General features: G+C 72.4%; 19 protein-coding genes. 12 read left to right on the top strand and 7 right to left on the bottom strand.

The window, feature by feature from the left end; translation table 11 throughout:
• Positions 1–24: 24 nt before the first annotated feature.
• Positions 25–1890 (bottom strand): PucR family transcriptional regulator ligand-binding domain-containing protein, encoded by a 1866-nt coding sequence (locus ACFYW9_RS05450; protein WP_389145150.1) that lies wholly within the window; start codon positions 1888–1890, stop codon positions 25–27.
• A gap of 171 nt (positions 1891–2061) precedes the next feature.
• Between ACFYW9_RS05450 and ACFYW9_RS05445 the strand changes: the two genes are divergently transcribed.
• The 3 genes from ACFYW9_RS05445 (at position 2062) to ACFYW9_RS05435 (ending at position 6239) form a co-directional block, all read left to right on the top strand.
• Positions 2062–3525, top strand: a complete 1464-nt coding sequence (locus ACFYW9_RS05445; RefSeq protein WP_389145147.1) for a sodium:solute symporter — start codon at positions 2062–2064, stop codon at positions 3523–3525.
• A gap of 63 nt (positions 3526–3588) precedes the next feature.
• Positions 3589–4557 carry an agmatinase gene (gene speB / locus ACFYW9_RS05440; protein ID WP_326787619.1) on the top strand — a complete coding sequence of 323 codons (969 nt, stop codon included), beginning with the start codon at positions 3589–3591 and terminating at the stop codon, positions 4555–4557.
• The gene (locus ACFYW9_RS05435; RefSeq protein ID WP_389145143.1) at positions 4554–6239 is read left to right on the top strand and encodes a thiamine pyrophosphate-binding protein; all 1686 of its coding nucleotides are present in this window, start codon (positions 4554–4556) and stop codon (positions 6237–6239) included. The genes speB and ACFYW9_RS05435 overlap by 4 nt, the downstream gene beginning before the upstream one ends.
• A gap of 91 nt (positions 6240–6330) precedes the next feature.
• Here the strand turns inward: ACFYW9_RS05435 and ACFYW9_RS05430 are convergent, their stop codons facing one another.
• Entirely contained in the window at positions 6331–7134 is an 804-nt protein-coding gene (locus ACFYW9_RS05430; protein WP_351861635.1) for an endonuclease, read from the bottom strand.
• 361 nt (positions 7135–7495) lie between these two features.
• Between ACFYW9_RS05430 and ACFYW9_RS05425 the strand changes: the two genes are divergently transcribed.
• Both ACFYW9_RS05425 and ACFYW9_RS05420 read left to right on the top strand, forming a co-directional pair.
• Positions 7496–8419, top strand: a complete 924-nt coding sequence (locus ACFYW9_RS05425; protein WP_389145139.1) for a serine hydrolase — start codon at positions 7496–7498, stop codon at positions 8417–8419.
• Between the two features lie 179 nt (positions 8420–8598).
• Positions 8599–12327: an ABC transporter ATP-binding protein gene (locus ACFYW9_RS05420; protein WP_389145765.1), complete on the top strand. Its 3729-nt coding sequence runs from the start codon at positions 8599–8601 to the stop codon at positions 12325–12327.
• On the opposite strand, the gene ACFYW9_RS05415 is transcribed toward ACFYW9_RS05420, so the two are convergent.
• Complete coding sequence (locus ACFYW9_RS05415; RefSeq protein ID WP_389145136.1) at positions 12311–12787, bottom strand: hypothetical protein; 477 nt, start codon at positions 12785–12787, stop codon at positions 12311–12313. The two genes, ACFYW9_RS05420 and ACFYW9_RS05415, sit on opposite strands and share 17 nt — an antisense overlap.
• 185 nt (positions 12788–12972) lie before the next feature.
• Between ACFYW9_RS05415 and ACFYW9_RS05410 the strand changes: the two genes are divergently transcribed.
• On the top strand, positions 12973–13362 hold the full coding sequence (locus tag ACFYW9_RS05410) for a hypothetical protein (protein WP_351861629.1): 390 nt from the start codon (positions 12973–12975) through the stop codon (positions 13360–13362).
• Positions 13363–13449: 87 nt separating this feature from the next.
• A complete protein-coding gene (locus ACFYW9_RS05405) occupies positions 13450–14913 on the top strand; it encodes a S28 family serine protease (RefSeq protein WP_389145132.1) in 1464 nt (487 codons plus the stop codon).
• A gap of 55 nt (positions 14914–14968) precedes the next feature.
• Here ACFYW9_RS05405 and ACFYW9_RS05400 read toward each other — a convergent pair whose 3' ends face one another.
• Both ACFYW9_RS05400 and ACFYW9_RS05395 read right to left on the bottom strand, forming a co-directional pair.
• Entirely contained in the window at positions 14969–16837 is a 1869-nt protein-coding gene (locus ACFYW9_RS05400; protein WP_389145129.1) for a glycoside hydrolase family 3 protein, read from the bottom strand.
• Between the two features lie 170 nt (positions 16838–17007).
• Positions 17008–17919 carry a LysR family transcriptional regulator gene (locus ACFYW9_RS05395; RefSeq protein WP_389145126.1) on the bottom strand — a complete coding sequence of 304 codons (912 nt, stop codon included), beginning with the start codon at positions 17917–17919 and terminating at the stop codon, positions 17008–17010.
• A gap of 130 nt (positions 17920–18049) precedes the next feature.
• Between ACFYW9_RS05395 and ACFYW9_RS05390 the strand changes: the two genes are divergently transcribed.
• The 5 genes from ACFYW9_RS05390 (at position 18050) to ACFYW9_RS05370 (ending at position 23099) form a co-directional block, all read left to right on the top strand.
• Positions 18050–18955: an EamA family transporter gene (locus tag ACFYW9_RS05390; protein WP_389145123.1), complete on the top strand. Its 906-nt coding sequence runs from the start codon at positions 18050–18052 to the stop codon at positions 18953–18955.
• Positions 18956–18959: 4 nt separating this feature from the next.
• Positions 18960–20198 (top strand): 3-phosphoshikimate 1-carboxyvinyltransferase, encoded by a 1239-nt coding sequence (gene aroA / locus ACFYW9_RS05385; protein WP_389145120.1) that lies wholly within the window; start codon positions 18960–18962, stop codon positions 20196–20198.
• A 110-nt stretch (positions 20199–20308) separates the two neighbouring features.
• Complete coding sequence (locus ACFYW9_RS05380) at positions 20309–21568, top strand: Gfo/Idh/MocA family protein (RefSeq protein WP_389145117.1); 1260 nt, start codon at positions 20309–20311, stop codon at positions 21566–21568.
• A 75-nt stretch (positions 21569–21643) separates the two neighbouring features.
• Complete coding sequence (locus tag ACFYW9_RS05375) at positions 21644–22297, top strand: GNAT family N-acetyltransferase (RefSeq protein ID WP_389145113.1); 654 nt, start codon at positions 21644–21646, stop codon at positions 22295–22297.
• A gap of 172 nt (positions 22298–22469) precedes the next feature.
• A complete protein-coding gene (locus ACFYW9_RS05370) occupies positions 22470–23099 on the top strand; it encodes an RBBP9/YdeN family alpha/beta hydrolase (protein ID WP_389145110.1) in 630 nt (209 codons plus the stop codon).
• Here the strand turns inward: ACFYW9_RS05370 and ACFYW9_RS05365 are convergent.
• Both ACFYW9_RS05365 and ACFYW9_RS05360 read right to left on the bottom strand, forming a co-directional pair.
• Positions 23080–23973 (bottom strand): MHYT domain-containing protein, encoded by an 894-nt coding sequence (locus tag ACFYW9_RS05365; RefSeq protein WP_389145107.1) that lies wholly within the window; start codon positions 23971–23973, stop codon positions 23080–23082. The genes ACFYW9_RS05370 and ACFYW9_RS05365 overlap by 20 nt on opposite strands.
• 260 nt (positions 23974–24233) lie before the next feature.
• Complete coding sequence (locus ACFYW9_RS05360) at positions 24234–25169, bottom strand: GNAT family N-acetyltransferase (RefSeq protein ID WP_389145103.1); 936 nt, start codon at positions 25167–25169, stop codon at positions 24234–24236.
• Positions 25170–25462 lie beyond the last annotated feature (293 nt).

The raw sequence follows: 25462 nt of genomic DNA, 5'->3' as shown, positions 1-25462 counted from the left end.
CCGCCCCGGTCGCTGGGACGTGCGTCACTCGGGTGTTCGGGCCGCGGGGCCGTTCGGCGCGCCCCGCGTTCCGTCCTCCCTGAGCGCGAACCACAACTCCATCCGTACGTCCGGGTCGTCGAGGTCCGTGTCCAGCAACGCGGCGCAGCGGGCGATGCGTTGGCGGACGGTGTTGCGGTGGATGGAGAGGGCCACCGCGGTGCGGTCCCAACTGCCGTGCAGGGAAAGCCAGGTGCGCAGCGTCTCGGTCAGGGCCGGAGTCCCGGCGACGGGGGCGAGGAGGGCCTCGGCGTGGTCCTCGGCGTCCGCCGGTGGGACGAGGTCGGCGAGCGCGGGACGGTCGCCGTGCCGCACCAGGGCCGCCCGGGTGGCGCGGGCGCGGGCCAGCGCGCGGGCCGCCTGGGTGTCGGCGGCCGCCCACCCGTGCGGGCTCGCGGGCGCGCTGATCCCGCAGGTCCAGCCCGGCTGCGCGGCGGGCACGCGGTCACCGGGGACGAGGACGCGGACGACGTCGCCGCCGGCGTCCACCAGCGCGGAGCCCAGCGCGGCCGCCAGCGCGGACGCGGAGACGGCGTCCGGGGCGGGGCCGTCCCCGGCGGGGCGCGCGTGCACGACCACCCACCGGTCACCGCCGAGAAGGGGGGCCACCGCCTCGGGTGCCGCCCCGAGCAGCAGCCGCACCAGGGCCGCCGACCGCGCGGCCCCGCTCGCGCTCTGGTGCTCTCCGGTGAGGAGGGAGAGCAGCACGGACGCGACGGAGGCGATCGTGGGGTCGCCGGGGTCGCGGCGCGGCGAGGCGACGCCCAGGACGAAGCCCTGGCCGCTGCCGAGCGCGTACGCCGTGAGATGGACACCGCCCACGGTGTCGGTGGCCGAGGCCGGTGCGGGGCCCTGGGCCTTACGGGGCCGCACGACACCGGCGAGCTCACCGAGCACGTCCTCGGGAGACCCTCCACGGAGAGCGCCGACGCGAGCCGCCGGGTCGGCCGGAGCCGTCGGACTGCCGGGAGCCGCGGGGCTGCCGGGAGCCGACGGGCCTGCCTGGGCTGTCGGGTTGCCGGGAGCCGCGGGGCTGCCGGGAGCCGGCGGGTCGGTCGGAGCCGGTCGGGCGGAAGCCGTCGGGCTGCCGGGGGTCGCCGGGTTTCCCGGAGGTGCCGGGTTTCCCGGGGCCGGGTGGGGTGCGGGGGCGGCCGGGCCGGGCCGGGGTGCCTCCGGTGGGCGGGGCGGCGGGACGGTTCCGGCCCGGGCCAGCTCCGTGCCCTCCGGGCCGTACAGCACCGCCCAGCCGTTCACCCGCCGGGCGAGCTGCCGCAGTACCGCCGGCACCGGATCCGGGCGGGCGGCGGCGGCCGCCAGACTCTGCTGGGCCTCCGTCACCCGGCGCAGCTCGGCCAGCCTGGCCTGGGCCATGAGCTGCCACACCGCGCGGGCGACGCCGGAGAACGTCGTGCGGGGCGGGACCTCCAGCAGCGGCAGCCCGTAGGCGTCGCAGGCCGCGACGAGGGCGGGCGGGACGGTGTCGTGGACCGGCGCCAGCCCGAACCCCAGGGCCGCGCCGCCCGCCGCGACGATCCGGGAGACATAGCCGTCGAAGTAGTCCTCCGGGCCGGGGGTGTCCTCGCCGGGACCGGCCGCGGCGGGCACGTGGACCCCGGCTGTCAGCAGCAGCTCGCCGCCCAGCAGGTACGGATAGGGGTCGGCCATCTCCGAGGTGTGGGCCCAGTGGATCACCGTGTCGGGTTCCGCGGGCCCGGCGATCAGGCGCAGGGCCAGGTCCTCGCGGGCCAGCAGCGCCGACAGCGGCACCGGAGGGGTCGGCGGCACGGCCGGGACGGACACGGCCGGGGCGGACGGTGGCGGTGAGTCCGGCACGATGGACAGTTCCTCCATCCCGTTCGGATCGAATGGATGAAACGTACACTTCGCAGCCGCTTTCCGGCCACCTAGTGTCGTCCCGACCGGCAGCCGCGGGTACGGGCGGATGTCCCCGCGATCAGTTGCCGGCCCGGCTCGTCCGCCCCCTCCCAGCACGACACGCCACCGAATGCCTGAAGGAGACCCATGGCCGTCGACTACACAGTGATCGTCGTCTATCTGGCCGGCATGCTGGCCATGGGCTGGTGGGGCATGCGCCGCGCCAAGTCCAAGAGCGACTTCCTCGTCGCGGGGCGGCGGCTCGGACCCGTCATGTACTCCGGCACCATGGCCGCGATCGTCCTGGGCGGCGCGTCCACCATCGGCGGTGTCGGCCTCGGCTACCAGTACGGCCTCTCCGGAGCCTGGATGGTCTTCACCATCGGCCTCGGCCTGCTGGCCCTGTCCGTCTTCTTCTCCGCCCGCATCGCGCGCCTCAAGGTCTACACCGTCTCCGAGATGCTCGACCTGCGCTACGGCGGCCGGGCCGGAGTCATCTCCGGCGTCGTCATGTGGGCGTACACCCTGATGCTCGCGGTCACCTCGACCATCGCGTACGCCACGATCTTCGACGTCCTCTTCGACATGAACCGGACGCTCGCGATCGTCCTCGGCGGCTCGATCGTCGTCGCGTACTCGACGCTCGGCGGCATGTGGTCGATCACGCTCACCGACATGGTGCAGTTCGTCGTCAAGACGATCGGCGTGCTGCTCCTGCTGCTGCCCATCGCGGTGGTCAAGGCGGGCGGCTTCTCCGCGATGAAGGCCGAGCTGCCCACCGAGTACTTCGACCCGCTGGGCATCGGCGGCGAGACGATCTTCACCTATGTGCTGATCTACACGTTCGGCATGCTGATCGGGCAGGACATCTGGCAGCGCGTCTTCACCGCGCGCAACGACCGCACCGCCAAGTGGGGCGGCACCGTCGCCGGCACCTACTGCCTGGTGTACGCCCTCGCCGGCGCCGTCATCGGCACCGCCGCCAAGGTCATGTACCCGAAGCTGCCCAGCGCCGACACCGCCTTCGCGACCATCGTCAAGGACGAACTCCCGGTCGGTGTGCGCGGACTGGTGCTCGCCGCGGCCCTCGCCGCCGTGATGTCCACCTCCTCCGGTGCCCTGATCGCCTGTGCCACCGTCGCCAACAACGACATCTGGTCGCGGCTGCGCGGCGCCGTGAAGCGGGACGCGGGCGACGAGCACGACGAGGTCAAGGGCAACCGCGTCTTCATCCTGGTCATGGGCATCGCCGTGATCTGCACGGCGATCGCGATCGACAACGTCGTCGAGGCGCTGACCGTCGCGTACAACCTGCTCGTCGGCGGTCTGCTCGTCCCGATCCTCGGCGGTCTGCTGTGGAAGCGCGGCACGGTCCACGGCGCCCTCGCCTCCGTCGTCGTCGGCGGTGTCGCGGTCATCGGTCTGATGGCCTCGTACGGCATCCTCGCCAACGAGCCCGTCTACATCGGACTGTCGCTCTCCCTGGCCGCGTACGTGATCGTCTCGCTGGCCACGCCGGCGACCGACGCCGCGGTGCTGGCCACCTGGCGGGAGCGGCTCGTGGGCCGCGACGCCGAACCCGTGTCCGAACCGGTCCCGGTTCACCAGTAGAGTCGTGTTACTTGTACTTAGTTGTACATACGCGACAAAGCGTAGGAAAGAAGGCAATACCTCATGAGCAGCAACGAGACGCCCCGCGGCCCCGTCGACTCGTCCCGCGTCCCGCGGTACGCCGGCCCCGCGACCTTCGCCCGGCTGCCGCGCCTCGACGAGGTCGGCACCACCGACGTCGCCGTCGTCGGTGTGCCGTTCGACTCCGGCGTCTCGTACCGGCCGGGCGCCCGCTTCGGCGGCAACGCGATCCGCGAGGCGTCCCGGCTGCTGCGCCCCTACAACCCGGCGCAGGACGCCTCCCCGTTCGCCCTCGCGCAGGTCGCGGACGCCGGTGACATCGCGGCGAACCCGTTCAACATCAACGAGGCCGTGGAGACGGTCGAGGCCGCCGCCGACGAACTGCTCGGCACCGGGGCCCGCCTGATGACCCTCGGCGGCGACCACACCATCGCGCTGCCCCTGCTGCGCTCGGTCGCCAAGAAGCACGGCCCGGTCGCGCTGCTCCACTTCGACGCGCACCTCGACACCTGGGACACCTACTTCGGCGCCGAGTACACCCACGGCACCCCGTTCCGCCGCGCCGTCGAGGAGGGCATCCTCGACACCTCCGCGCTCTCCCACGTCGGCATCCGCGGCCCGCTGTACGGCAAGCAGGACCTCACCGACGACGAGAAGATGGGCTTCGGCATCGTCACCTCGGCGGACGTCTACCGCCGCGGCGCCGACGAGGTCGCCGACCAGCTCCGCCAGCGCATCGGGAACCGCCCGCTCTACATCTCCATCGACATCGACTGCCTCGACCCGGCGCACGCGCCCGGCACCGGCACCCCGGAGGCGGGCGGCATGACCTCCCGCGAGCTCCTGGAGATCCTGCGCGGACTCTCGTCCTGCAACCTGGTCTCGGCCGACGTCGTCGAGGTCGCCCCGGCGTACGACCACGCCGAGATCACCGCCGTGGCCGCGTCCCACACCGCGTACGAACTGACCACCATCATGTCCCGCCAGATCGCGGAGGCCCGGAACAAGTGACCCACGACCACGACCTGGTTCTCCGTCCCTCGGCGGCGCAGACGGAGGCCGCGCTCGACCCGCCCCCCGGCCGCAACGGCGGAGACCTGGTCGTGGAGACCCTCTCCGGTCTCGGCGCGACGACCGTCTTCGGGCTGCCGGGCCAGCACGCGCTCGGCATGTTCGACGCGCTGCGCCGCTCCTCGCTCCGGTACATCGGGCTGCGCGTCGAGAACAACGCGGGATTCGCGGCGGACGCCTACGGCCGGATCACCGGCGAGGCCGCGCCGCTGCTGCTGTCCACCGGTCCCGGGGCGCTGACCTCGCTCGCCGCGCTCCAGGAGGCGCGCGCCGCCTCGGCTCCGGTCCTCGCCATCAGCAGCCAGGTCCCGACCGCGGGACTCGGCGGCGGCCGCCACGGCTATCTCCACGAACTCCCCGACCAGCAGGCGTCGTTCAGGGGTGTCGTCAAGTCCGTCCACACGGTCCGTACGCAGTCGCAGATCCCCTCCGCCATCGCCGCGGCCTGGGAGTCGGCGCTGACCGCCCCGCACGGACCGGTGTGGGTGGAGATCCCGCAGGACGTCCTGCTCGCCGAGACCTCTCTGCCCCAGGTCACGGCGATGGACGCGACCCCCGAGGACCTCGTCCCGCGTCCCGAACTGACCGCGCTGGCGGCCCACTTGCTGTCCTCGGCGGCCCGTCCCGCGATCATCGCGGGCGGCGGTGTCGTCCGGTCGGACGCGTCCGGCAAGCTGAAGTCCCTCGCGGAGAAGCTGAACGCGCCGGTCGTCACCACGTTCGGCGGCAAGGGCGCCTTCCCCTGGACCCACCCGCTCTCGCTCCAGTCCTGGCTGGAGGACCGGCACACCACGGACTTCCTGGAGGACGCGGACGTCCTGCTGGTCGTCGGCTCGGGCCTCGGTGAACTGTCCTCGAACTACCACACGTTCAAGCCCCGCGGCCGGGTGATCCAGATCGAGGCCGACCTCGGCAAGTTGGAGTCCAACCACCCGGCGCTGGGTATCCACGCGGACGCCCGGCTCGCGCTGTCCGCGCTGCTGGAGACGGTCGGGGAACGCCCCGACCCGTCGGCGGCCGGGCGCGTGAGCACGGTCCTCGCGCGGGTGGCGGAGCGCATCGCCGCCCAGGAACTCACCCTGGAACAGGACGTGCTGGCGTCCGTCCGCCGGGCCCTGCCGGCCGGCTCGCCGTCCTTCTGGGACATGACGATCCTGGCGTACTGGGCGTGGTCGGCCTTCGACCCGCGGGGAAAGAACACCATGCACTCCGCCCAGGGCGCGGGCGGTCTCGGCTACGGATTCCCGGCGGCGCTGGGCGCGGCGGCGGCCGATCCCACCCACCCCGTCCTCGCGGTCTCCGGCGACGGCGGCGCGCTGTACTCGATCGCCGAACTCGCCACGGCCAGGCAGTACGGCCTGAACGTCACCTGGCTGATCGTCGACGACGGCGGCTACGGCATCCTGCGCGAGTACATGACCGACGCCTTCGGCCAGGCCACGGCGACGGAGCTGTCCCGCCCGGACTACGTGGCCCTCGCCGAGTCCTTCGGCGTCCCGGGTGTCCTGACGGCCCCCGGGACGCTGGAGGAGGACCTGGCCAAGGCCCTGGCCACGCCCGGCCCCTCGGTGGTCGTCCTCCCGGCGCTGCTGCGGATGTTCGCGCCGACCCACCTGGGCTGAGGGCCCGCCCTCGCCGGGGCCGGGAGTCACCCCGGGGTCTCTCCCGTCCGGAAGAGGCCCCGGGGCACGGGGAAGGGCCGGGCCCGCCCGTCTACCAGATCGCCTCGACCCACTCCGGGTGGTCGATGAACGGGTTGCGGTTGTGCTGGTAGGTGTCGTAGATGACCTGGTTGCGCTTCTCCTCGAAGGCGCTCGGCGGGTCCGCCTCGTTCCAGGCCTTGAGGATCGAGAGCTTGCCCATGTAGGGGTTGCTGCCGTTGCCGACCTTCTCGTTGGGCTCCAGGTTCGCGAAGCCGTCGTCGCCCTCGTAGCGCACGGCCATGTAGAGGATCATGCGGGCCACGTCGCCCCGGTCGGCGGCGCGAGGCGCGAAGGAGTCGGAGTCGACGGTGCTGCCGCCGCCGTTGGTGACGGCGCTGCCGCCGTTGTCGAAGTCCAGATTGCCGCGGATGCTGTTCACCTGGACGTCCGCGGGACGCAGGTGGTGCAGGTCGGTGCCGGGGCCGGTCACCTCGCCGAAGTCGCCGTGCGACTTGGCCCAGGTGTGCTCGCGGTTCCAGTCGCCGACGTCGCCGCCGTTGAGGGACTTGGCGCGTGAGACACCGCTGTACAGCAGGATCACGTTGCTGCTGTTGTTCGGGTCCTGGTCGGTGGCCATCAGCGCGTTCCAGACCGCGGAGTACGAGATCTTGGTCTGGCTGCTGATGATGGTGTGCAGGGAGGACTTCAGGCTGGTGCCGGTCTTGCCGACCGCGTTCTTGTAGTACGTGCTGTCGTACGCGGTGGTGGTGGCGCTCGCGGGGGTCGCGGTCATCGTCGGAAGGGTGATGCCGATGAGGATCGCGGAGGTACTCAGCGCCAGGGTCTTCCAGCGGCCTGTGTGCGTGGCGGGCATCGTGGGGTGTCCGTTCTACGCGGGTTGAATGGAGCGGATAACGGGGAGGGTGACATGGACATGCGGTCAATGGGGTTAAGGGAAAGTGTCGATTCTGTGTCGGGATTCAACAACTCCGCCGCCGCGCGCGGGACATGACGGAACGGCTCACCCGGCGCCGTGAGCGGCTTCCGGCCGGACGGCGCCGACCCTGTGAGCGGCCCGTGAGCGGCCTGTGAGCGAGGAAGGGTCTTCCGGCACCCCGGGTGATCCGGATCCCAGTTCCTAGAACACCCGTACAACTGTCGGGCGTTCCTGTGAGTCTTCGATACGAGCGCGCCCAGGGCGCGTTCGTATCGCATCAAGGGGATGGGAAGCCTCCATGACTCACCGGATATCCCGGGCTGCCCGTGTGCTCGCAACGAGCCTCGGTGCCGCGGTGATCCTGCCGATCGCGATCGCCGCGGCCCCGGCCGGTGCCGCGCCGGCTCCGACGGTCAGCTGCACGTCGGGCAAGGCCGGTCTGGCCGCCAAGCTTCAGAAGGACATCACCGCGGCGCTCGCGAACCGCCGCGGCACGGTCGCGGTCGGTCTCTACGACCGCTCGACCAACACCACCTGCACACTCCGCGCCACCACCTCGTTCGACTCGGCCAGCACGGTGAAGGTCACCGTCCTCGCCGCGCTGCTGTGGGACGCGAAGAAGCACAACCGCTATCTGACGAGCACCGAGACGTCGCTCGCCACCAAGATGATCACCCAGTCGGACAACGCCTCGACCACCAAGCTGTGGAACCAGCTCGGTCTGACGAAGATCAAGGGCTTCCTGACCGCCGCGGGGATGACGAAGACCACGCCCGGCACCGGCGGCTACTGGGGTCTGACGCAGATCAACGTCACCGACGAGCAGAAGCTGCTCAAACTCGTCACGGCGAAGAACACGGTGCTGAGCGACAGCTCCCGCGCCTACATCCTGAAGCTCATGAACAAGGTCGTCTCCTCGCAGCGCTGGGGGACCCCGGCCGGGGCGCCGTCGACGGTCACCGTGCACGTCAAGAACGGCTGGCTCTCGCGTTCCTCGAACGCGTGGCGGGTGCACAGCCTCGGCACCTTCAACGGCGGCGGCCGCGACTACGTGATGTCGGTGCTCACCGTCGGCAGCAGCACCATGGACTACGGCGTCGCCACCATCCAGGCCGTCGCCAAGGCCATCCACAAGGACCTCGTGCCGACGACCGTCGCACCCCAGCGGTTCACGCCGACCTCGCAGCCGACGGAGGCCTTCCCGGCCGTCCCGGCGAGCTGACCGGGGCCGCGCAGCCCGCGCCGTCACCTCCGTACTCCGTCGTCCGCCCGCCCGGCCACCGCGCCCGGCGGGCGGACGTCTGTCGCGCTGCCGGGCGGACGATTGTTGCGGAGGGATGAAATCCGCTTCGCTCGGTGTTGCTTCCTTCCGGCGGAGTGAGATCTACGGAAGGCACCGGAGTGGCGACGGAACGGGGATGGGCGCGACGGCTCGCGGGGTACGCCTGGCGGTACCCGAAGGACGTGGTGCTCGCGCTCGGCTCCTCGCTGGGCGGCATGGCCCTGATGGCGGTGGTCCCGCTGATCACCAAGGTGATCATCGACGACGTCATCGGTGACCACAGCCGGGGCATGGCCCCCTGGGCGGGCGCGCTGCTCGGCGCCGCCGTCCTCGTCTACGCCCTCACCTTCGTCCGCCGCTACTACGGCGGCCGCCTCGCCCTCGACGTCCAGCACGACCTGCGGACCGACATGTACGAGACGATCACCCGGCTGGACGGGCGGCGCCAGGACGAGCTGTCCACCGGGCAGGTCGTGGGCCGCGCGACCAGCGACCTCCAGCTCATCCAGGGTCTGCTGTTCATGCTTCCGATGACCATCGGGAACGTCCTGCTCTTCCTGATCTCCCTCGGGATCATGGCCTCGCTGTCCCTGCCGCTCACCCTGGTCGCGCTGGCCGTCGCCCCGGCCCTGTGGTTCGTCGCCAGGCGCAGTCGCTCCCGGCTGCACCCCGCCACCTGGTACGCGCAGGCGCAGGCCGCCGCCGTGGCGGGTGTCGTCGACGGCGCCGTCAGCGGCGTCCGCGTGGTGAAGGGCTTCGGACAGGAGGAGCAGGAGACCGGCAAACTGCGCGAGGTCGGGCGGAGGCTCTTCGCGGGCCGGCTGCGGACCATCCGGCTCAACGCCAGGTACACCCCGGCCCTCCAGGCCGTGCCCGCCCTCGGCCAGGTCGCGATGCTCGCGCTCGGCGGCTGGCTGGCCGTGCGCGGCCAGATCACGCTGGGCACCTTCGTGGCCTTCTCCACCTACCTCGCGCAGCTCGTCGGACCGGTACGGATGCTGGCCGTCGTGCTGACCGTCGGACAGCAGGCCCGCGCCGGCGCCGAGCGCGTGCTGGAACTCATCGACACCGAGCCGTCGATCAAGGACGGCACCAAGACCCTGCCGGCCGACGCGCCCGCCACCGTCGAGTTCGACGACGTGTCCTTCGGGTACACCAAGGACCGGCCCGTCCTGAACGGGCTGAGCTTCGAGATCCGGCCCGGCGAGACCCTCGCCGTCGTCGGCTCCTCCGGCTCGGGCAAGTCGACGGTCTCGCTGCTGATGCCCCGCTTCTACGACGTGACACACGGCGCCGTCCTGATCGGCGGGCACGACGTCCGCGAGCTGACGACCGAGTCCCTGCGCGCCGCGATCGGGCTCGTCCCCGAGGACTCCTTCCTCTTCTCCGACACCGTCCGCGCCAACATCGCCTACGGCCGCCCGGACGCCACCCAGGACGAGATCGAGACCGCCGCCCGCGCCGCCCAGGCGCACCGGTTCATCGCCGAGCTGCCCGGCGGCTACGACACCAAGGTCGGCGAGCACGGCCTGACCCTCTCCGGAGGCCAGCGCCAGCGCGTCGCGCTCGCCCGCGCCATCCTCACCGACCCGCGGCTGCTCGTCCTCGACGACGCCACGTCCGCCGTGGACGCCCAGGTCGAGCACGAGATCCACGAGGCGCTCGGGCAGGTCATGCAGGGCCGTACGACCCTGCTGATCGCGCACCGCCGCTCCACCCTCAACCTCGCCGACCGCATCGCCGTCCTCGACGGAGGCCGGCTCGCCGACATCGGCACCCACGAGGAACTCCAGGACCGCTGCGCCCTCTACCGGCGGCTGCTCACCGACCCCGACGAGCTGGGCGGCGTCTCCCCGGGGCACGCCGTGCCGGCCGCGCCGCGGGAGGACACCTCCGTACGCGAGGAGCTGGACGCCGAGTTCGACGCCGAGCGCGGAGTGACCCCGCGCCTGTGGACCGGCGACCGCGAGCCCCGCGACAACGCCCTCGACGGCATGCCCGCCACCCCCGGACTCCTCGCCCAGGTCGAGGCGCTGCCCCCGGCCGCCGACGTCCCGGACGTCGACGAGGCCCGCGCGGTCCGGGCCGAGGACTCCTACGGACTGCGCCGGCTGCTGCGCGGCTTCGGGGCCCCGCTGCTCATCAGCCTCGCCCTGGTCGCCGTCGACGCGGTGATGACGCTGCTGCTGCCGATCCTGATCCGGCACGGCATCGACCAGGGCGTCACCCGGCTCGCGCTCGGCGCGGTGTGGGCGGCGGCCGCGCTCGGGCTGATCACCGTGCTCGTGCAGTGGACCGCGCAGATCGGCGAGACCCGGATGACCGGCCGCACCGGCGAGAGGGTCCTGTACGCGCTGCGCCTGAAGATCTTCGCGCAGCTCCAGCGCCTGGGGCTCGACTACTACGAGCGCGAGCTCACCGGCCGGATCATGACCCGGATGACCACCGACGTCGACGCCCTGTCGACGTTCCTGCAGACCGGGCTCGTCACCGCGTTCGTCTCCGTCGTCACCTTCTTCGGCATCATGGGCGCCCTGCTGGTGATCGACGTGCAGCTCGCGATGGTCGTCTTCGTGACGCTGCCGCCGCTGGTCGTCGGCACGTTCTTCTTCCGCCGGGCGAGCGTCAAGGCGTACGAACTGGCCCGCGAGCGGGTGTCGGTGGTCAACGCCGATCTCCAGGAGTCGGTGTCCGGGCTGCGGATCCTCCAGGCGTTCCGGCGCGAGGACGCGAGCGGGCGGCGGTTCGCGGAGGGCAGCGACAGCTACCGCAGGGCGCGCATCCGCGGACAGTGGCTGATCTCCGTCTACTTCCCCTTCGTCCAGCTGCTGGCCTCGGGGGCCGCGGCGGCCGTGCTGGTCGTGGGCGCCCACCGGATCGACTCCGGCACGCTCACCACCGGCGCGCTGGTCGCCTATCTCCTCTACATCGACCTGTTCTTCGCGCCCGTGCAGCAGCTCTCCCAGGTGTTCGACGGCTACCAGCAGGCCACCGTCTCGCTCGGCCGCATCCAGGAACTGCTCCGGGAGCCGACCTCGACGAAGTCCGCCGACGCGCCGCGGGACGTCACGTCGCTGCGGGGCGAGATCGCGTTCGAGGACGTCGGCTTCGCGTACGGCCGCGCGGGCGAGGCCGAGGAGGCGCTCAGCGCGGTGTCCCTGCGCATCCCCGCCGGGCAGACCGTCGCCTTCGTCGGCGAGACCGGCGCGGGCAAGTCGACGCTCGTGAAGCTGGTCGCCCGGTTCTACGACCCGACCACCGGGCGGGTGACGGTCGACGGCATGGACGTGCGCGACCTGGACATCACCGCCTACCGGCACCGGCTCGGCGTCGTCCCCCAGGAGGCCTACCTCTTCCAGGGGACCGTCCGCGACGCCATCGCCTACGGCCGTCCGGGCGCCGGCGACGCCGAGGTGGAGGCCGCCGCCCGCGCGGTCGGAGCGCACGACATGATCGCCACCCTGGAGGGCGGCTACCTCCACGAGGTCGCCGAGCGCGGCCGCAACCTCTCCGCCGGCCAGCGCCAGTTGATCGCGCTGGCCCGCGCGGAGCTGGTCGACCCGGACGTCCTGCTCCTCGACGAGGCGACGGCGGCACTGGACCTGGCGACCGAGGCCCTGGTCAACCAGGCCACCGACCGGCTGGCCGGCCGCCGTACGACGCTGGTGGTCGCCCACCGGCTGACGACGGCCGCCCGCGCGGACCGGGTCGTGGTGATGGACCACGGCCGGGTCGCCGAGGACGGCACCCACGAGGAACTGCTCCGCCTGGACGGCCGCTACGCGGCGCTGTGGCGGACCTTCGTGGGCGCTCCCGAGCCCGAGGAGCCGGTCAGCTCCTCGGCTTGATGCCGGAGATCTTCTTCGTCGCCAGATCCGACTGCACCGTCAGATAGGTGTACGTCGGGTGCGCGGCGGAGCCCCAGGTGAGCCGGACCGTCGACCAGGTGTGCCCGGCGCCGCTGTCGCCCGCCGTCACCTTCCAGGCGCTCGGCACGTTCTGGGCGCGCAGCACCCCGTCCGCGTGCTGACGGTTCTCCCAGCGGGCCAGCTGGGTGCGCAGCCCCGGGGTCAGGTAGAACGACCGCAGCTGGGTGCCGAGGCGGCCGGAGCCCTCGTCGGTCACGGCGTCCACGTAGGCGCCGTAGAAGTCGGCCACGCGGTCGTAGGCGGGACCGTTGCTCCCGCTGCGCGCGGGCGGCGCGGCGGTGGAACTCGCGACGGCCGGCACCGAGGCGCCGGCGGCGATCAGAAGGGCCGCGGCGATGACCGCGCGGCCGGGCGTGAGAGTGGACTTGATGCCGGACATGAAGAACCACCTTTCGTTTCCTGGTCGGTTGGACCCGGGAGAAACAGGCGCGGTTGTCTTCAAAAAAGGCAAAAACCTCGCAAGGGTGAGTCGCGCCCGCCCTTGAGGCCGTAGCGGTACGCAACCATCCGCCGTACGTCCTGCGTCCGTACACCAGTACGCTGATTGCCGCGGGAGGGACGACAGTGGACAGTGGTGCGATACGTCGGCGGATGGCGCTCGGCCTGGCGGTGCTGACCGCGGCCGGACTGCTCGCCTTCATGGGGGCGGGCAGCGCCCAGGCCGCCTCCTCCTCCTGCTCGGGCCGCAAGGTCCGCACCCTGCCCTTCACGACCGGTTCCGTCCAGGTGTACAAGCGCAGTGGCTATGTCTGCGCCGTGACCTTCCCCGGGGCACGGGGCTCGCGCAAGCCGATGTCCGTCAGCGTGCAGGCGCGCGGCGGCCGGCCGGTGGTGGACTCCGGACGCTTCGCGCATCACGCGGGCCCGGTGACCCTGTACGCGGGCCATCGCTGTGTCCGGGTCAAAGGCTCGGTCGGCTCGGGGTCGGTGAGTTCCGGCTGGATCCTGTGCTGAACCGCAGATGACCCAAGACCCCCTGGCGTCACGGGAGTTGCTCCGTTAGGTTCCGGCGGACAACCGCGTATTCCCAGGGGAGGGTGCATGCGCAAGGCGCTCAGAGGGCTGCTCGTGCTCACGGTGCTCATCGGCACGCTGAGCACGGCCGGGACGGCCACCGCCGTCCAGCCGGAGGCCCACGGCACCACAGGAGCAACCAGCACGGCCGACGAGGGCAAGGACATCCTGGACCGGCTCCTCGCGATCCCGGGCGTGAGCCTCGTTCAGGAGAAGCCGTACACCGGATACCGGTTCTTCGTCCTGAACTTCACCCAGCCGGTCGACCACCGGCACCCGTCCAAGGGCACGTTCCAGCAGCGGATCACCGTGCTGCACAAGGACACCTCGCGCCCGACGGTCTTCTACACCGGCGGCTACAACGTCTCGACCACACCGAGCCGGCGCGAGCCGACCCAGATCGTGGACGGCAACCAGGTCTCCATGGAGTACCGCTACTTCACGCCGTCCCGGCCCGAACCGGCAGACTGGTCCAAGCTCGACATCTGGCAGGCGGCGAGCGACCAGCACCGCATCTTCCGGGCCCTCAAGCCGGTCTACGGCAAGAAGTGGATATCCACCGGCGGTTCGAAGGGCGGCATGACCGCCACGTACTACGAGCGCTTCTACCCTCGCGACATGGACGGCGTCGTCGCCTATGTCGCGCCCAACGACGTCGTGAACGACGAGGACTCGGCGTACGACCGCTTCTTCGCGTCGGTCGGCACCAAGGAGTGCCGCGACCGGCTGAACGCCGTGCAGCGCGAGGCCCTGGTGCGCCGCGAGCCGCTGGAGAAGAAGTACGCGGCCTACGCCGCCGACAACGGCTACACCTTCACCACGGTCGGCAGCCTGGACAAGGCGTACGAGGCGGTCGTGCTCGACTACGTCTGGGGCTTCTGGCAGTACAGCCTGCTGAAGGACTGCGACACGATCCCCGCGGACGCCGCGCACGCGAGCGACGACGCCATCTGGGACTCCGTCGACGCGATCTCCGGCTTCTCGTTCTACACCGACCAGGGCCTGGAGCCGTACACCCCGTACTACTACCAGGCGGGCACCCAACTGGGCGCGCCCACCATCCACTTCCCGTACATCGAGAAGAAGTACGTCCGCTACGGCTACCAGGCTCCGCGCACCTTCGTGCCGCGCTCCATCCCGATGAGGTTCCAGCCCTCCGCGATGCGTGACGTGGACGGCTGGGTCCGCCGGAACGCGCACCACATGCTGTTCGTCTACGGCCAGAACGACCCCTGGGGCGCCGAGCGGTTCCGTCTCGGTTCCAAGGCGCGCGACTCCTACGTCTTCACGGCTCCGGGCCTGAACCACGGCGCCAACGTCGCCGGGCTCGCCGCCGACGAGAAGGCGCTGGCCACCGCCCGCGTCCTCGACTGGGCGGGCGTCGCCTCCGCGACGGTCCAGGCGGACCCCTCGGCGGCCCGGCCGCTCGCGAGGTTCGACGCGAAGCTGGACCACCGGGACACCGAACGGGACATGACCCTGCGTCCGTGACCGGAAGAAGGCCGCGCCCGCCCGTGACCACACGGGCGGGCGCGGCCTTCTTCCGCTAGTACCTGAGCCCGTACCCGATCGGGTACAGGACCTGCGCCGGGTCGTCCGCCCGCTGCACCGCCACCGGCAGCCTGCCCCGCGGGTCCACCCGGCCGGCGATCACCCGCGCGGCGGCGCGCACCTCGACGTCGGTCCAGGAGTACGAGGCCAGACAGGCACCGACCCCCGGGATCCGGGCGATGTCGTACGGGTTGCGGATGGCGAGGGCGGTCACCGGGACTCCCGTGGCGACCAGACTCTCGACCAGCGTCTTCTGGGAACCGGTCGCCGTCAGGTTGTACGTCAGGACGACCACCGTGTCCGCGTCGGCCGCCGCCGTGACGGCCCTGGCGATCGTGGCCGCCGACGGAGCCGTCCCCGTGGACAGGGCCGTCGCCGTGAAGCCCAGCCCGGTCAGCTCCGCGGCCACGACGGTGGTGGGCGGCCCGTCGGACAGGGACGGCGAGGCGGGGTCGGCGCCCACCACCAGCACCCTCGGGGTGCGCCGCCGGGACAGCGGGAGCAGCCTCTCCTTGTTGACCAGCAGGGTGGTGGTGCGCTCGGCGATCCGGTCGGCGGCCCTGAGGTGCGCCGGGACGCCGACCACCCGGTCGACGGCCGCGTCACGGACGTACGGGTCGCTCAGCAGCCCGTGCTTCGCCTTGAGCCGCAGGACGCGCAGGACCGACTCGTCGAGCCGGGCCTCGGTCAGCTCGCCGCCGCGCACGGCGTTCAGCACCGCGTTCCACGCGACGCCCAGGTCCGGCGGGTTGAGGAGCTGGTCGACACCGGCCTTGAGCGCGAGGACGGGGACGCGGTCGTCGCCGTACTTCGTGCGCACGCCCTCCATGCCGAGCGAGTCCGTCACCACGACGCCGTCGTAGCCGAGTTCGCCGCGCAGGATGCCGGTGAGGATCGGGTGGGAGAGGGTGGCGGGGTCTCCGGCGGGGTCGAGCGCCGGGACCATGATGTGCGCGGTCATGATCGAGTCGATGCCGGCGCGGATCGCCGCCCGGAAGGGCGCCGCGTCGAGCTCCGACCACAGTTCACGGCTGTGGGTGATGACGGGGAAGCCGAAGTGGCTGTCCACGGCGGTGTCGCCGTGGCCGGGGAAGTGCTTGGCCGTGGCCGCGACCCCCGAGCACTGGTACCCCTTCACCTCGGCCGCCACCAGGCCCGCCACCGCGTCCGGGTCGGCGCCGAAGGAGCGCACGCCGATCACCGGGTTGGCCGGGTTGACGTTCACGTCGGCGACGGGGGAGTAGTCCTGGCTGATGCCGATCGCGCGCAGTTCGGCCCCGCTGACGCGGCCCACCGTCCGGGCGTCGGCCCGCGAGCCGCCCGCGCCCAGCGCCATGGCGCCCGGGAACAGTGTCGCGGGCTTGCCCACCCGGGCCACTATCCCGTGTTCCTGGTCGGTGGAGATCAGCAACGGCAGCCCGCGCGGCAGTTCGAGCGAGGCTTGCTGGATCCCGTTCGACAGCGCGGCGATCTGGTGCGGATCGCGGGTGTTGTGCGCCCAGGCGAAGTAGATGATGCCGCCGACGCGGTACTCGGCGATCAGCTCGGCGGCCGTGCGGACGCCGATCTCCTTGAGGTTGGCGTCGATGTCGGCCTGGTCGGGCGCGGTGGCCGAATGGCCGTACACCCGCATGACGAAGAGCTGGCCGACCTTCTCCTCCAGTGTCATACGGGAGATCAGGGCGCGCAGGGCCTTGTCGTCGTACGGGCGGGCGTCGGCCGCGTGGGCGCGCGGGCCGACCGCCAGCGCGGCGGTGATGCCCGCCGTGGCGGCGAGAACCGTACGCCGGGAGGGCGTTGACGGTCCCTCCGGCTCGGCCGGCCCGGAGGGTCTTGCGGTGCTTCCCGTGCTGGAGTCGCGCACAAGCGCTCCTTCCCTCGTGAAGGAAACTTCCGAGGAGTCACGATTATCCGGGAAGTTTCTTCCAGTCAAGAGTGTGCACAGTATCCGCGAAAGGGCCGCCACCGGCGCAGTCGGAGGGGGGCGCGCCGGTGACGACGTGCTGTCGGCCGAGGGCGGGCCGGCCGGGCCGCTCAGACGCGGCTCGCCACCGCGGGCCAGTGCGACCGGAGCGTGCGGACCGTTTCGGCGATGGCCGGCCGGCGCGCCGCCCCCGAGCGCCACAGCGCGTACAGCCGGCGGACCGGCAGCGGGTCGAGCGGCACCTCCACCACCCCTTCGGGGAGGGGGCCGCGGCCCAGGCGCGGGATGAGGGCGACACCGAGACCGGCGGCGACGAGGGCGATGAGGGTCGGGTTCTCCTCGGCCTGGTGGACGATGTCCGGCTCGCAGCCCGCCTCGCGCAGGGTGCGCACCAGCCAGTCGTGGCAGACCCGCCCGGGCGGCTGGCAGATCCACCGCTGGCCGCCCAGGTCCTCGCGCCGTACCGAGGCCCGCCCGGTGAAGGGGTGTCCGGCGGGGACGAGCAGATCGCACAGGTCGTCCCCGATCACCGCCTGCTCCACCCCCGGCGGGGCGGGCAGCGGGGAGATGTCCCAGTCGTGCGCGACGGCCAGGTCGACCGCGCCCCTGGCGACCAGGTCGACGGACAGGTGCGGGTCGATCTCCGTCAGCCGGGTGTCCAGGGCCGGGTGCCGGGCGGCCAGATCAGCCAGGACGGCGGGCATCAGACCGCGGGCCGCCGAGGCGAACGCGGCCACCGTCAGCCGTCCCGCCGGCATCCCCCGGCGCTCCTCCAGCTCGGTCTCCGCCCGCTCCACGATCGCCAGCAACTCCTGGGCGGTGGCGGCGAGCTGTTCGGCCTGCTCGGTGAGCCGGACGCCGCGTCCGCGCCGTTCCAGCAGGACGGTCCTGGTCTCCCGCTCCAGTTTCGCGATCTGCTGGGACACGGCGGACGGGGTGTAGCCGAGCGCGGCCGCCGCCGCGCCGACCGTGCCGTGCACCGAGACGGCGTGCAGGGCACGCAGGCGCTGAAGATCGAGCATGGAGGCCTCCCGGTCCGCGATGTCGCACGCCGATGTCGCTCGCCACCCCAGCTTACGTAAGCGTTGCTTCATCCATCCATGCAGACATTCGCGCTGGTGCTACACGGTGGTGGCGTCCGATGCTCGACGTATGCGACCCGCACACATCTGCCTCGCCGTCCTCGTCGCCGCCGTCTGGGGCGTGAACTTCACCGTCATCGAGGTCGGACTCGACCACTTCCCGCCCCTGCTCTTCTCGGCTCTGCGCTTCCTGGTGGCGGCCGTGCCGGCCGTGTTCTTCGTGGGCCGCCCCAAGGTGGCGTGGAAGTGGATCGTGGCGGTCGGACTCGCCCTCGGCGTCGCGAAGTTCGGGCTGCTGTTCATCGGCATGGACGCGGGGATGCCCGCCGGACTGTCCTCCCTCGTGCTCCAGATCCAGGCCGTCTTCACCGCGGTCGTCGCCTTCGCCTTCCTCGGCGAACGCCCCACCCGCGTCAGGCTGTACGGCATGGCGGTGGCGCTCGCCGGTGTGGGCCTCGCCGCCGTCGACGAGGGCGCGACCGGCCCCCTCGGCGCCTTCGCCCTGGTCATCGCGGCGGCGGCCTGCTGGGGCGTGTCCAACGTCCTCACCCGCAAGGCGTCCCCGCCCGACGCGCTGAACTTCATGGTGTGGGTGAGCACCGTCCCCGTCCTGCCGCTGCTCGGTCTGTCCCTGCTCACCGAGGGCCCCTCCCGCGACCTCGACGCGCTGCGCGCCCTCGACTGGCAGGGCGCCGGAGTCGTCGTCTACGTCGCCTGGATCACGACCGTGTTCGGCTTCGGTGCCTGGGGCTGGCTGCTGCACCGGCACCCCGCGTCCACCGTCGCGCCCTTCTCGCTGCTCGTCCCGGTCTTCGGGATGTCGTCGGCCGCGCTGTTCCTGCACGAGTCCGTCGGCCCGCTGCGGTGGGCGGCGGCGGCCCTGCTGGTGGGCGGGGTGGCGCTCACCTCACGGGCGCCACGAAAGGTCCAGCCGGCGGACGTTCCGGCGCCGGAGCGGGCCGGGGCGCCAGCATGACCCCATGGCCGTCGTCGACATTCCCGGTTCCAAGTCCATCACCGCCCGCGCGCTCTTCCTGGCAGCGGCGGCCGACGGGGTCACCCGCCTGGTCCGCCCGCTCCGCTCGGACGACACCGAGGGCTTCGCCGAGGGCCTGACCCGGCTCGGCTACCGCGTCGGCCGGACCCCGGACAGCTGGCACGTCGACGGCCGCCCGGGGGGTCCGGCGGTGGCGCGGGCCGACGTGTACTGCCGGGACGGCGCGACCACGGCCCGCTTCCTGCCGGCCCTCGCCGCCGCGGGACACGGCACCTACCGCTTCGACGCCTCCGCCCAGATGCGCCGGCGCCCGCTGGGACCCCTGTCGAAGGCGCTGCGCGACCTGGGCGTGGACCTGCGGCACGAGGAGGCGGAGGGCCACCACCCGCTGAGCATCGCGGCGTCCGGGGTGGAGGGCGGCACGGTCACCCTCGACGCCGGCCAGTCGTCCCAGTACCTCACCGCCCTGCTCCTGCTCGGCCCGCTGACCCGCACGGGCCTGCGCATCGAGGTCACCGACCTGGTCTCCGCCCCGTACATCGGCATCACCCTCGCGATGATGCGCGCGTTCGGGGCGGACGTGACGGTGGACGGCGACGTCTTCGAGGTGGCGCCCGGCGGTTACCGGGCCACCACCTACCCCGTCGAGCCCGACGCCTCCACCGCGAGCTACTTCTTCGCGGCGGCCGCCCTGACCGGCCGCGAGGCCACCGTGCACGGCCTCGGCGCGGGGGCGCTCCAGGGCGACCTCGGCTTCGTGGACGTCCTGCGCCGGATGGGCGCGCACGTGGAGACCGGGCCCGACCGCACGACCGTGCGCGGCACCGGCGAACTGCGCGGACTCACCGTCAACATGCGGGACATCTCCGACACCATGCCGACGCTCGCCGCGATCGCGCCCTTCGCCACCGGTCCGGTCCGCATCGAGGACGTCGCCAACACCCGGGTCAAGGAGTGCGACCGCCTGGAGGCCTGCGCGGAGAACCTCCGGGCGCTCGGCATCCGGGTGGAGACCGGCCCCGACTGGATCGAGATCCACCCGGGCGTCCCCGCCGCCACCGGGATCAGGACGTACGGCGACCACCGCATCGCCATGGCCTTCGCCGTGACCTCGCTGCGTGCCCCGGGCATGGTCTTCGACGACCCCGGATGCGTGCGCAAGACGTTCCCCGCCTTCCACGAGGTGTTCGGGGCCTGGGCGGCCGCCGGGAAGGACGGCTGAGCGGGCCCGGCGTCCGGCGTCGGCGTCTTGTCGGGATGATCCGGGGCGGCTAGCTTCGCGACGGACGGCGCCGACCGCGCCTGTGCCCCGACCGGAAAAGCGGTGAACAGATGTCTCCCGTCGCCTCCGTCGTCACACTCGCCGTCGTCGGTGCCGGGGAGCGCGGGACCGGTTACGCGCGCTGGGCCCTGGACCACCCGGAGCGGGCCCGGGTGGTGGCCGTCGCCGAGCCCCGGGAGACCCGGCGCGACCGGTTCGCGGCCGCCCACGGCCTGGAACCGGACGCCGCGGTGGACGACTGGCGGGTGCTGGCCGCCCGCGGCCGGATCGCGGACGCCGTGCTGGTCTGCACCCTCGACCGCGAACACCTCGAACCCGTACTGGAGTTCGCCGCCCTCGGCCATCACATCCTGCTGGAGAAGCCGATGGCCCTGACCGAGGACGAGTGCCGGCGGATCGTCGACGCCGTGGAGAAGGCCGGGGTGATCCTCGCGGTCGGACACGTCCTGCGCTACACCCGGTACACCCGCGCCGTGAAGGAGGTCGTGGACTCCGGCCGGCTCGGTGACGTGGTCAACGTCCAGCACCTGGAACCCGTCGGCTTCTGGCACCAGGCCCACTCCTTCGTCCGTGGCAACTGGGCCCGCACGGACCGGGCCACGTCCATGCTGATGGCCAAGTCCTGCCACGACATCGACTGGTTGCAGTACGTCCTCGGCCAACCCCCCGTCCGCGTCTCCAGTTTCGGACGCCTCTCGCACTTCCGGCCCGAGAACAGGCCCGAGGGCGCCGCCGACCGCTGCCTCGACTGCGCGGTGGAGAACACCTGCCCCTACTCCGCCCGGCGCGAGTACGGCGACCGGCTCGCCCGCGGCGAACACCACTGGCCGCTGAGCGTGCTCGTCGACGACTTCACCCCCGAGGCGCTGGAGACCGCCCTGCGCGAGGGCCCGTACGGGCGGTGCGTGTACGCCTGCGACAACGACGTGGTCGACCACCAGGTGGTGTCGATGGAGTTCGCCTCCGGCGCCACCGCCACCTTCACCATGACCGCCTTCACCGAACAGGCCGACCGCCGGACCCGGATCTTCGGGACCCGCGGCGAACTGCGCGGCGACGGCGGGAGCCTGAGCGTCTACGACTTCCTGACCCGGACCGAGGAGGCCGTCGACCTCGCGGGCCCGGGCGGCACGGACGCGGCGGGCGGCCACGGGGGCGGTGACGCCGGGCTCATGGACGCCTTCGTCGCCGCCGTCGCCACCGGGAACCCCGGCCTGGTGAAGTCGGGCCCGCGCGAGTCCCTGACCAGCCACCTCACCGTCCTGGCCGCCGAGCGGTCCCGGCACGCCGGCACCGTCGAGGACGTATAACCGCTGGACACGCACCGCCCCCACCGCATAGGAATCGCAGCGGACACATACCGGTCGGCGAAGGGGTGCGGGGCGTTGGGTTTCCAGTTGGAGGGGCCGGTCCTCGAAGGCACGCTGGTACGGCTGGAGCCGCTCGGCCACCGGCACGCGGCCGACCTCGCCGAGGCGGCGGAGGAACGCCGGGACTCGTACGCGTTCACCTGGGTGCCCCGGGCCGACGAGGTCGGGGACTACGTCGACGCGCAGCTCGCCCGCGCCGCGACGGGCAGGCTGGCGCCCTACGCGCAGATCTCCCTCGCCTCCGGACGGGCGGTCGGTGCCACCTCGTACTGGGAGCCGCGGTCCTGGCGCTCGGACGACCGGCTCGACGCCGTCGAGGTCGGCTTCACCTGGCTCGCCGCCTCGGCCCAGGGCACCGGCCTGAACGCCGAGTCCAAGCTCCTGCTCTTCGGGCACGCCTTCGAGGAGTGGGGTGTGGCACGCGTGGACCTGAAGACCGACGCCCGCAACGCCCGCTCCCGCGCCGCGATCGCGAGCACCGGCGCCCGCCTGGAGGGCGTCCTGCGCAACTGGTCCCGCTCCTGGACGCCCGGAGAGGAAGGCCTGCTGCGCGACTCCGCGGTCTTCTCGGTGACGGCGGCGGAGTGGCCCGAGTGCCGGGACCGGCTGTCCGCGAGGGTGGCCCGGGCGTCGTCCCGGGCGGCCGGTGCGACGGTCCGGCGGTCCTAGGGTCCGGCGGTCCTAGAGTCCGGCGGTCCTAGAGTCCGGCGGTCCTGGGGTCCGGCGGTCCTAGAGTCCGTCGTTCGGATCAGGTGGCGCCGGGGCCGCGCGGTCGGTCCGGAGGCCTTCGCCCGCGGGAGCCACTGGACCGAGGGGCCGGGAATCGGAAACGATCGGTGCCATGAGCACGTACGACACCGGTGACCTCGCGAACGACGGCCACGCGCGGGACCCGCAGTCCTTCCTGATCCTGCACGGCTGGCAGAACCACCGCCCGGAGGGCCACTGGCAGCACTGGCTCGCCGGGCGGCTCGGCGAGCTCGGCCGGCACGTCGTCTATCCGCAGCTCCCGGACCCGGACGATCCGGACCTGGAGGTGTGGCTGGCGGAGCTGGCCCGCCACCTGGACGCCCTGCGCGGATCCGAACGCGTGGTCGTCGCCCACAGCCTCTCGGCCGTGCTGTGGCTGCACGCCGCCGCCCGTGAGCTGCCGGGGGCGGCCGGCGTCGACCGGGTGCTGCTCGTCGCCCCGCCCTCCGCCTCCGTCCTCGCCAAACTGCCGGAGATCGCCGGATTCGCCCTGGCCGCGAAGGACTTCACCCTCCCCGGGCCCACCCGGCTGATCGCCGGCGACGACGACCCGTACTGCCCCGAGGGCGCCGGCACGGTCTACGGCGAGCCCCTGGGCGTGCCGGCACAGATCCTGCCCGGGGCCGGGCATCTCGGCATGGACGCCGGGTACGGGCCCTGGCCCGCCGTGCTGGAGTGGTGTCTGGACGGGACGGCGCGGCTCACCGCCCGCGCGGGTTAGCGTGCCGGCCCGCGTGCTGGTCGCGGGGATCGAAGAGGGAGCCGGTCCGTGGGGGCTGCGCGGGGGGCTCGGGCACGGCCGCCGCGGCCCGGCGCCGGCGCGGGGTGGCCCGGCTCCACTCCCCGTCGCCGAGGACGAGCTGGGGGTCGAACATCACCACGACTCCGGCCAGGATCAGGAAGACGACCGGTCCGATGAGCATGGGGAGCAGGATCGAGGCCGACGAGCTGGTGCCGTACGCCCCGGTCATGTACGACGCGTCCGTGGCGCCGCGCAGATGTACTCCGAGGGCGGCCATGCCGGTGTAGTGCGTGCCGGTCAGCGCGACGCCCATGAGGAGGCTGGCGCCGAGGGCGGCCGGGAAACCCCGGTAGGACGCGGCGGTCCACAGCGCGGCGGTCGCGGCGGTGACCGCGAGCAGCACGGAGGCCGACACCGTGAGCGAGTCGTACTCCAGGGACCCGTTCAGCTCGAGCGCGGCCATGCCGGTGTAGTGCGTGGCCACCACGGCGAGCCCGGTGAGGATCCCGGCCGCGGTCAGGGTGACGGGGGTGGCCCCGCGGTATCCCACCGCGAAGACGCCGATGCCGACCACCGCGATCGCCACCACGAGACTCAGCGATGTCAGCCGGCCGTCGTAGTCGATCGGGATCCCCTGGATCCTGAAGCCGACCATCGCGACGAAGTGCATGGTCCAGATGCCGCAGCCGATGGCCCCCGCCCCGAGCGCCAGCCAACCGGGCTTCCACGACTGCCGGTTGTTCAGTGAACGGACGACGCAGCGCAGCCCCAGGGCGCTGGCCACACAGGCGACGATGTAGGAGGCCGCCGGAGTCACCGCTCCGAACTCGAAGCCGTCCACGGTGCCTTGCATATATGCCAACTCCCCCAAAGAATAGGTGACTTGGGGGAGCACGATTCCGCACCCAGGTTGCGTGAGCGGATCCGTACGGTGGGTGGTTGCGTTAACTCCGCGATGCGGATCCGTTCAGCGGGCGGACGCGCTGTCCGCACTCCGGACACGGCGGCGCGCGTCCGGGCGGCGGGCGGCTGGGGCCGGGCGGCGGATCACGACGGACGGGCCCCGGGAGCGCGCCGCCGGCAGGCCCTGTGCGCAGGCCGTCGCGGTCCGTGTCATTCCTGGCCGGCGCGCAGGTCCAGTCGCCAGTCCTGGCCCGTCAGGTCCGCGCCGAAGGACCGGTGCGGCTTCTCGGCGACCAGGACGAAACCGTGGCGCTGGTAGATCCGCCGGGCGGCGGCCAGGACGTCGTTGGTCCACAGGACGAGCTCGTGATAGCCGACCCCGCGCGCGAAGTCGGTGACGGCGCCGACGAGACGGTCGCCGATGCCGAGGCCCCGGGTCTCCGGCTCGACCAGCAGCAGCCGGAGGCGGGCGGTGCCGGGGGCGTCGTCCCGTACGCACATCACGCAGCCGACGGGCCGGCCGTCGAGCTCGGCGATCCACACCCGTTCCAGGTGGGGGTCGTGGTCCTCGGCGAAGTCGGCGACGATCCTCGCGACCAGGCCCTCGTAGTCGGCGTTCCAGCCGTACTCGGCCGCGTACAGCGCCGCGTTGCGCTGGACGATCCAGCCGAGGTCGCCGGGGCCCGGTTCGCGCAGGAGGACGTCCTCGGGGCCGGGGGTGGCCCGTCCGTCCCCCAGGAGGGTCCGTACCGTGCGCATCGCCTCCGTGAGCCGGGGGCGGTCGGCGGGCGGCACGGTCGCCAGCAGTGTGCCCACGGTCTGGCGGGCCCGCTCGTCCAGCAGTGCGGCGGCGTTCCGGCCGCGCGCGGTGAGCGTGATCCGGCGGCGCCGCGGGTCCTTCTCGGACGCGGCCCGCTCGACCAGCCCGTCCTGCTCGAACTTGTTCAGGATCCGGCTCAGGTAGCCCGAGTCCAAGGAGAGCTGGGTCCGGAGGTCGGCGGCGTCCGCCTGGGGCGTGTGCGCCAGTTCGTAGAGGACGCGGGACTCGGTCAGCGTGTACGGCGCGTAGAGATGGCGGCCGTAGTCGAGCGCGCCGATGACGTTCGTGTAGAAGCGGTTGAAGGAGCGGATGTCCTGGACGGTCATGATCGGCCCCGAAGGTCGGCTGTGCACGGTCGCGGGTCGGCCTGTTCCTCCTGAATACCTGACCCAGTCAGAGATAATCGCCACCCCGAGCATAGAACCGCCGGGACTCCCGGGCCTACCCTCCCGGCGCCGGTTCGCTTGCGTCGGCGTTCGCGGGTCTCGGTCCGGTGGGTGGGTCGGGGCCGTGCCGGTGCATCAGCCCGTCGCCGTTGGGTGAGGGGTGGGCGTCGGTGGCGACGGGCATCGATGTACCGGCACGTCCCCTCACGCCGGATCCCGGCTGCGGGTGCAAT

The organism is Streptomyces sp. NPDC002698 (assembly GCF_042888945.1).
Classification (GTDB): domain Bacteria; phylum Actinomycetota; class Actinomycetes; order Streptomycetales; family Streptomycetaceae; genus Streptomyces.
The sequence above is the reverse complement of the archived record's forward strand: the minus strand, read 5'-3'. Positions and strand labels throughout refer to the sequence as shown.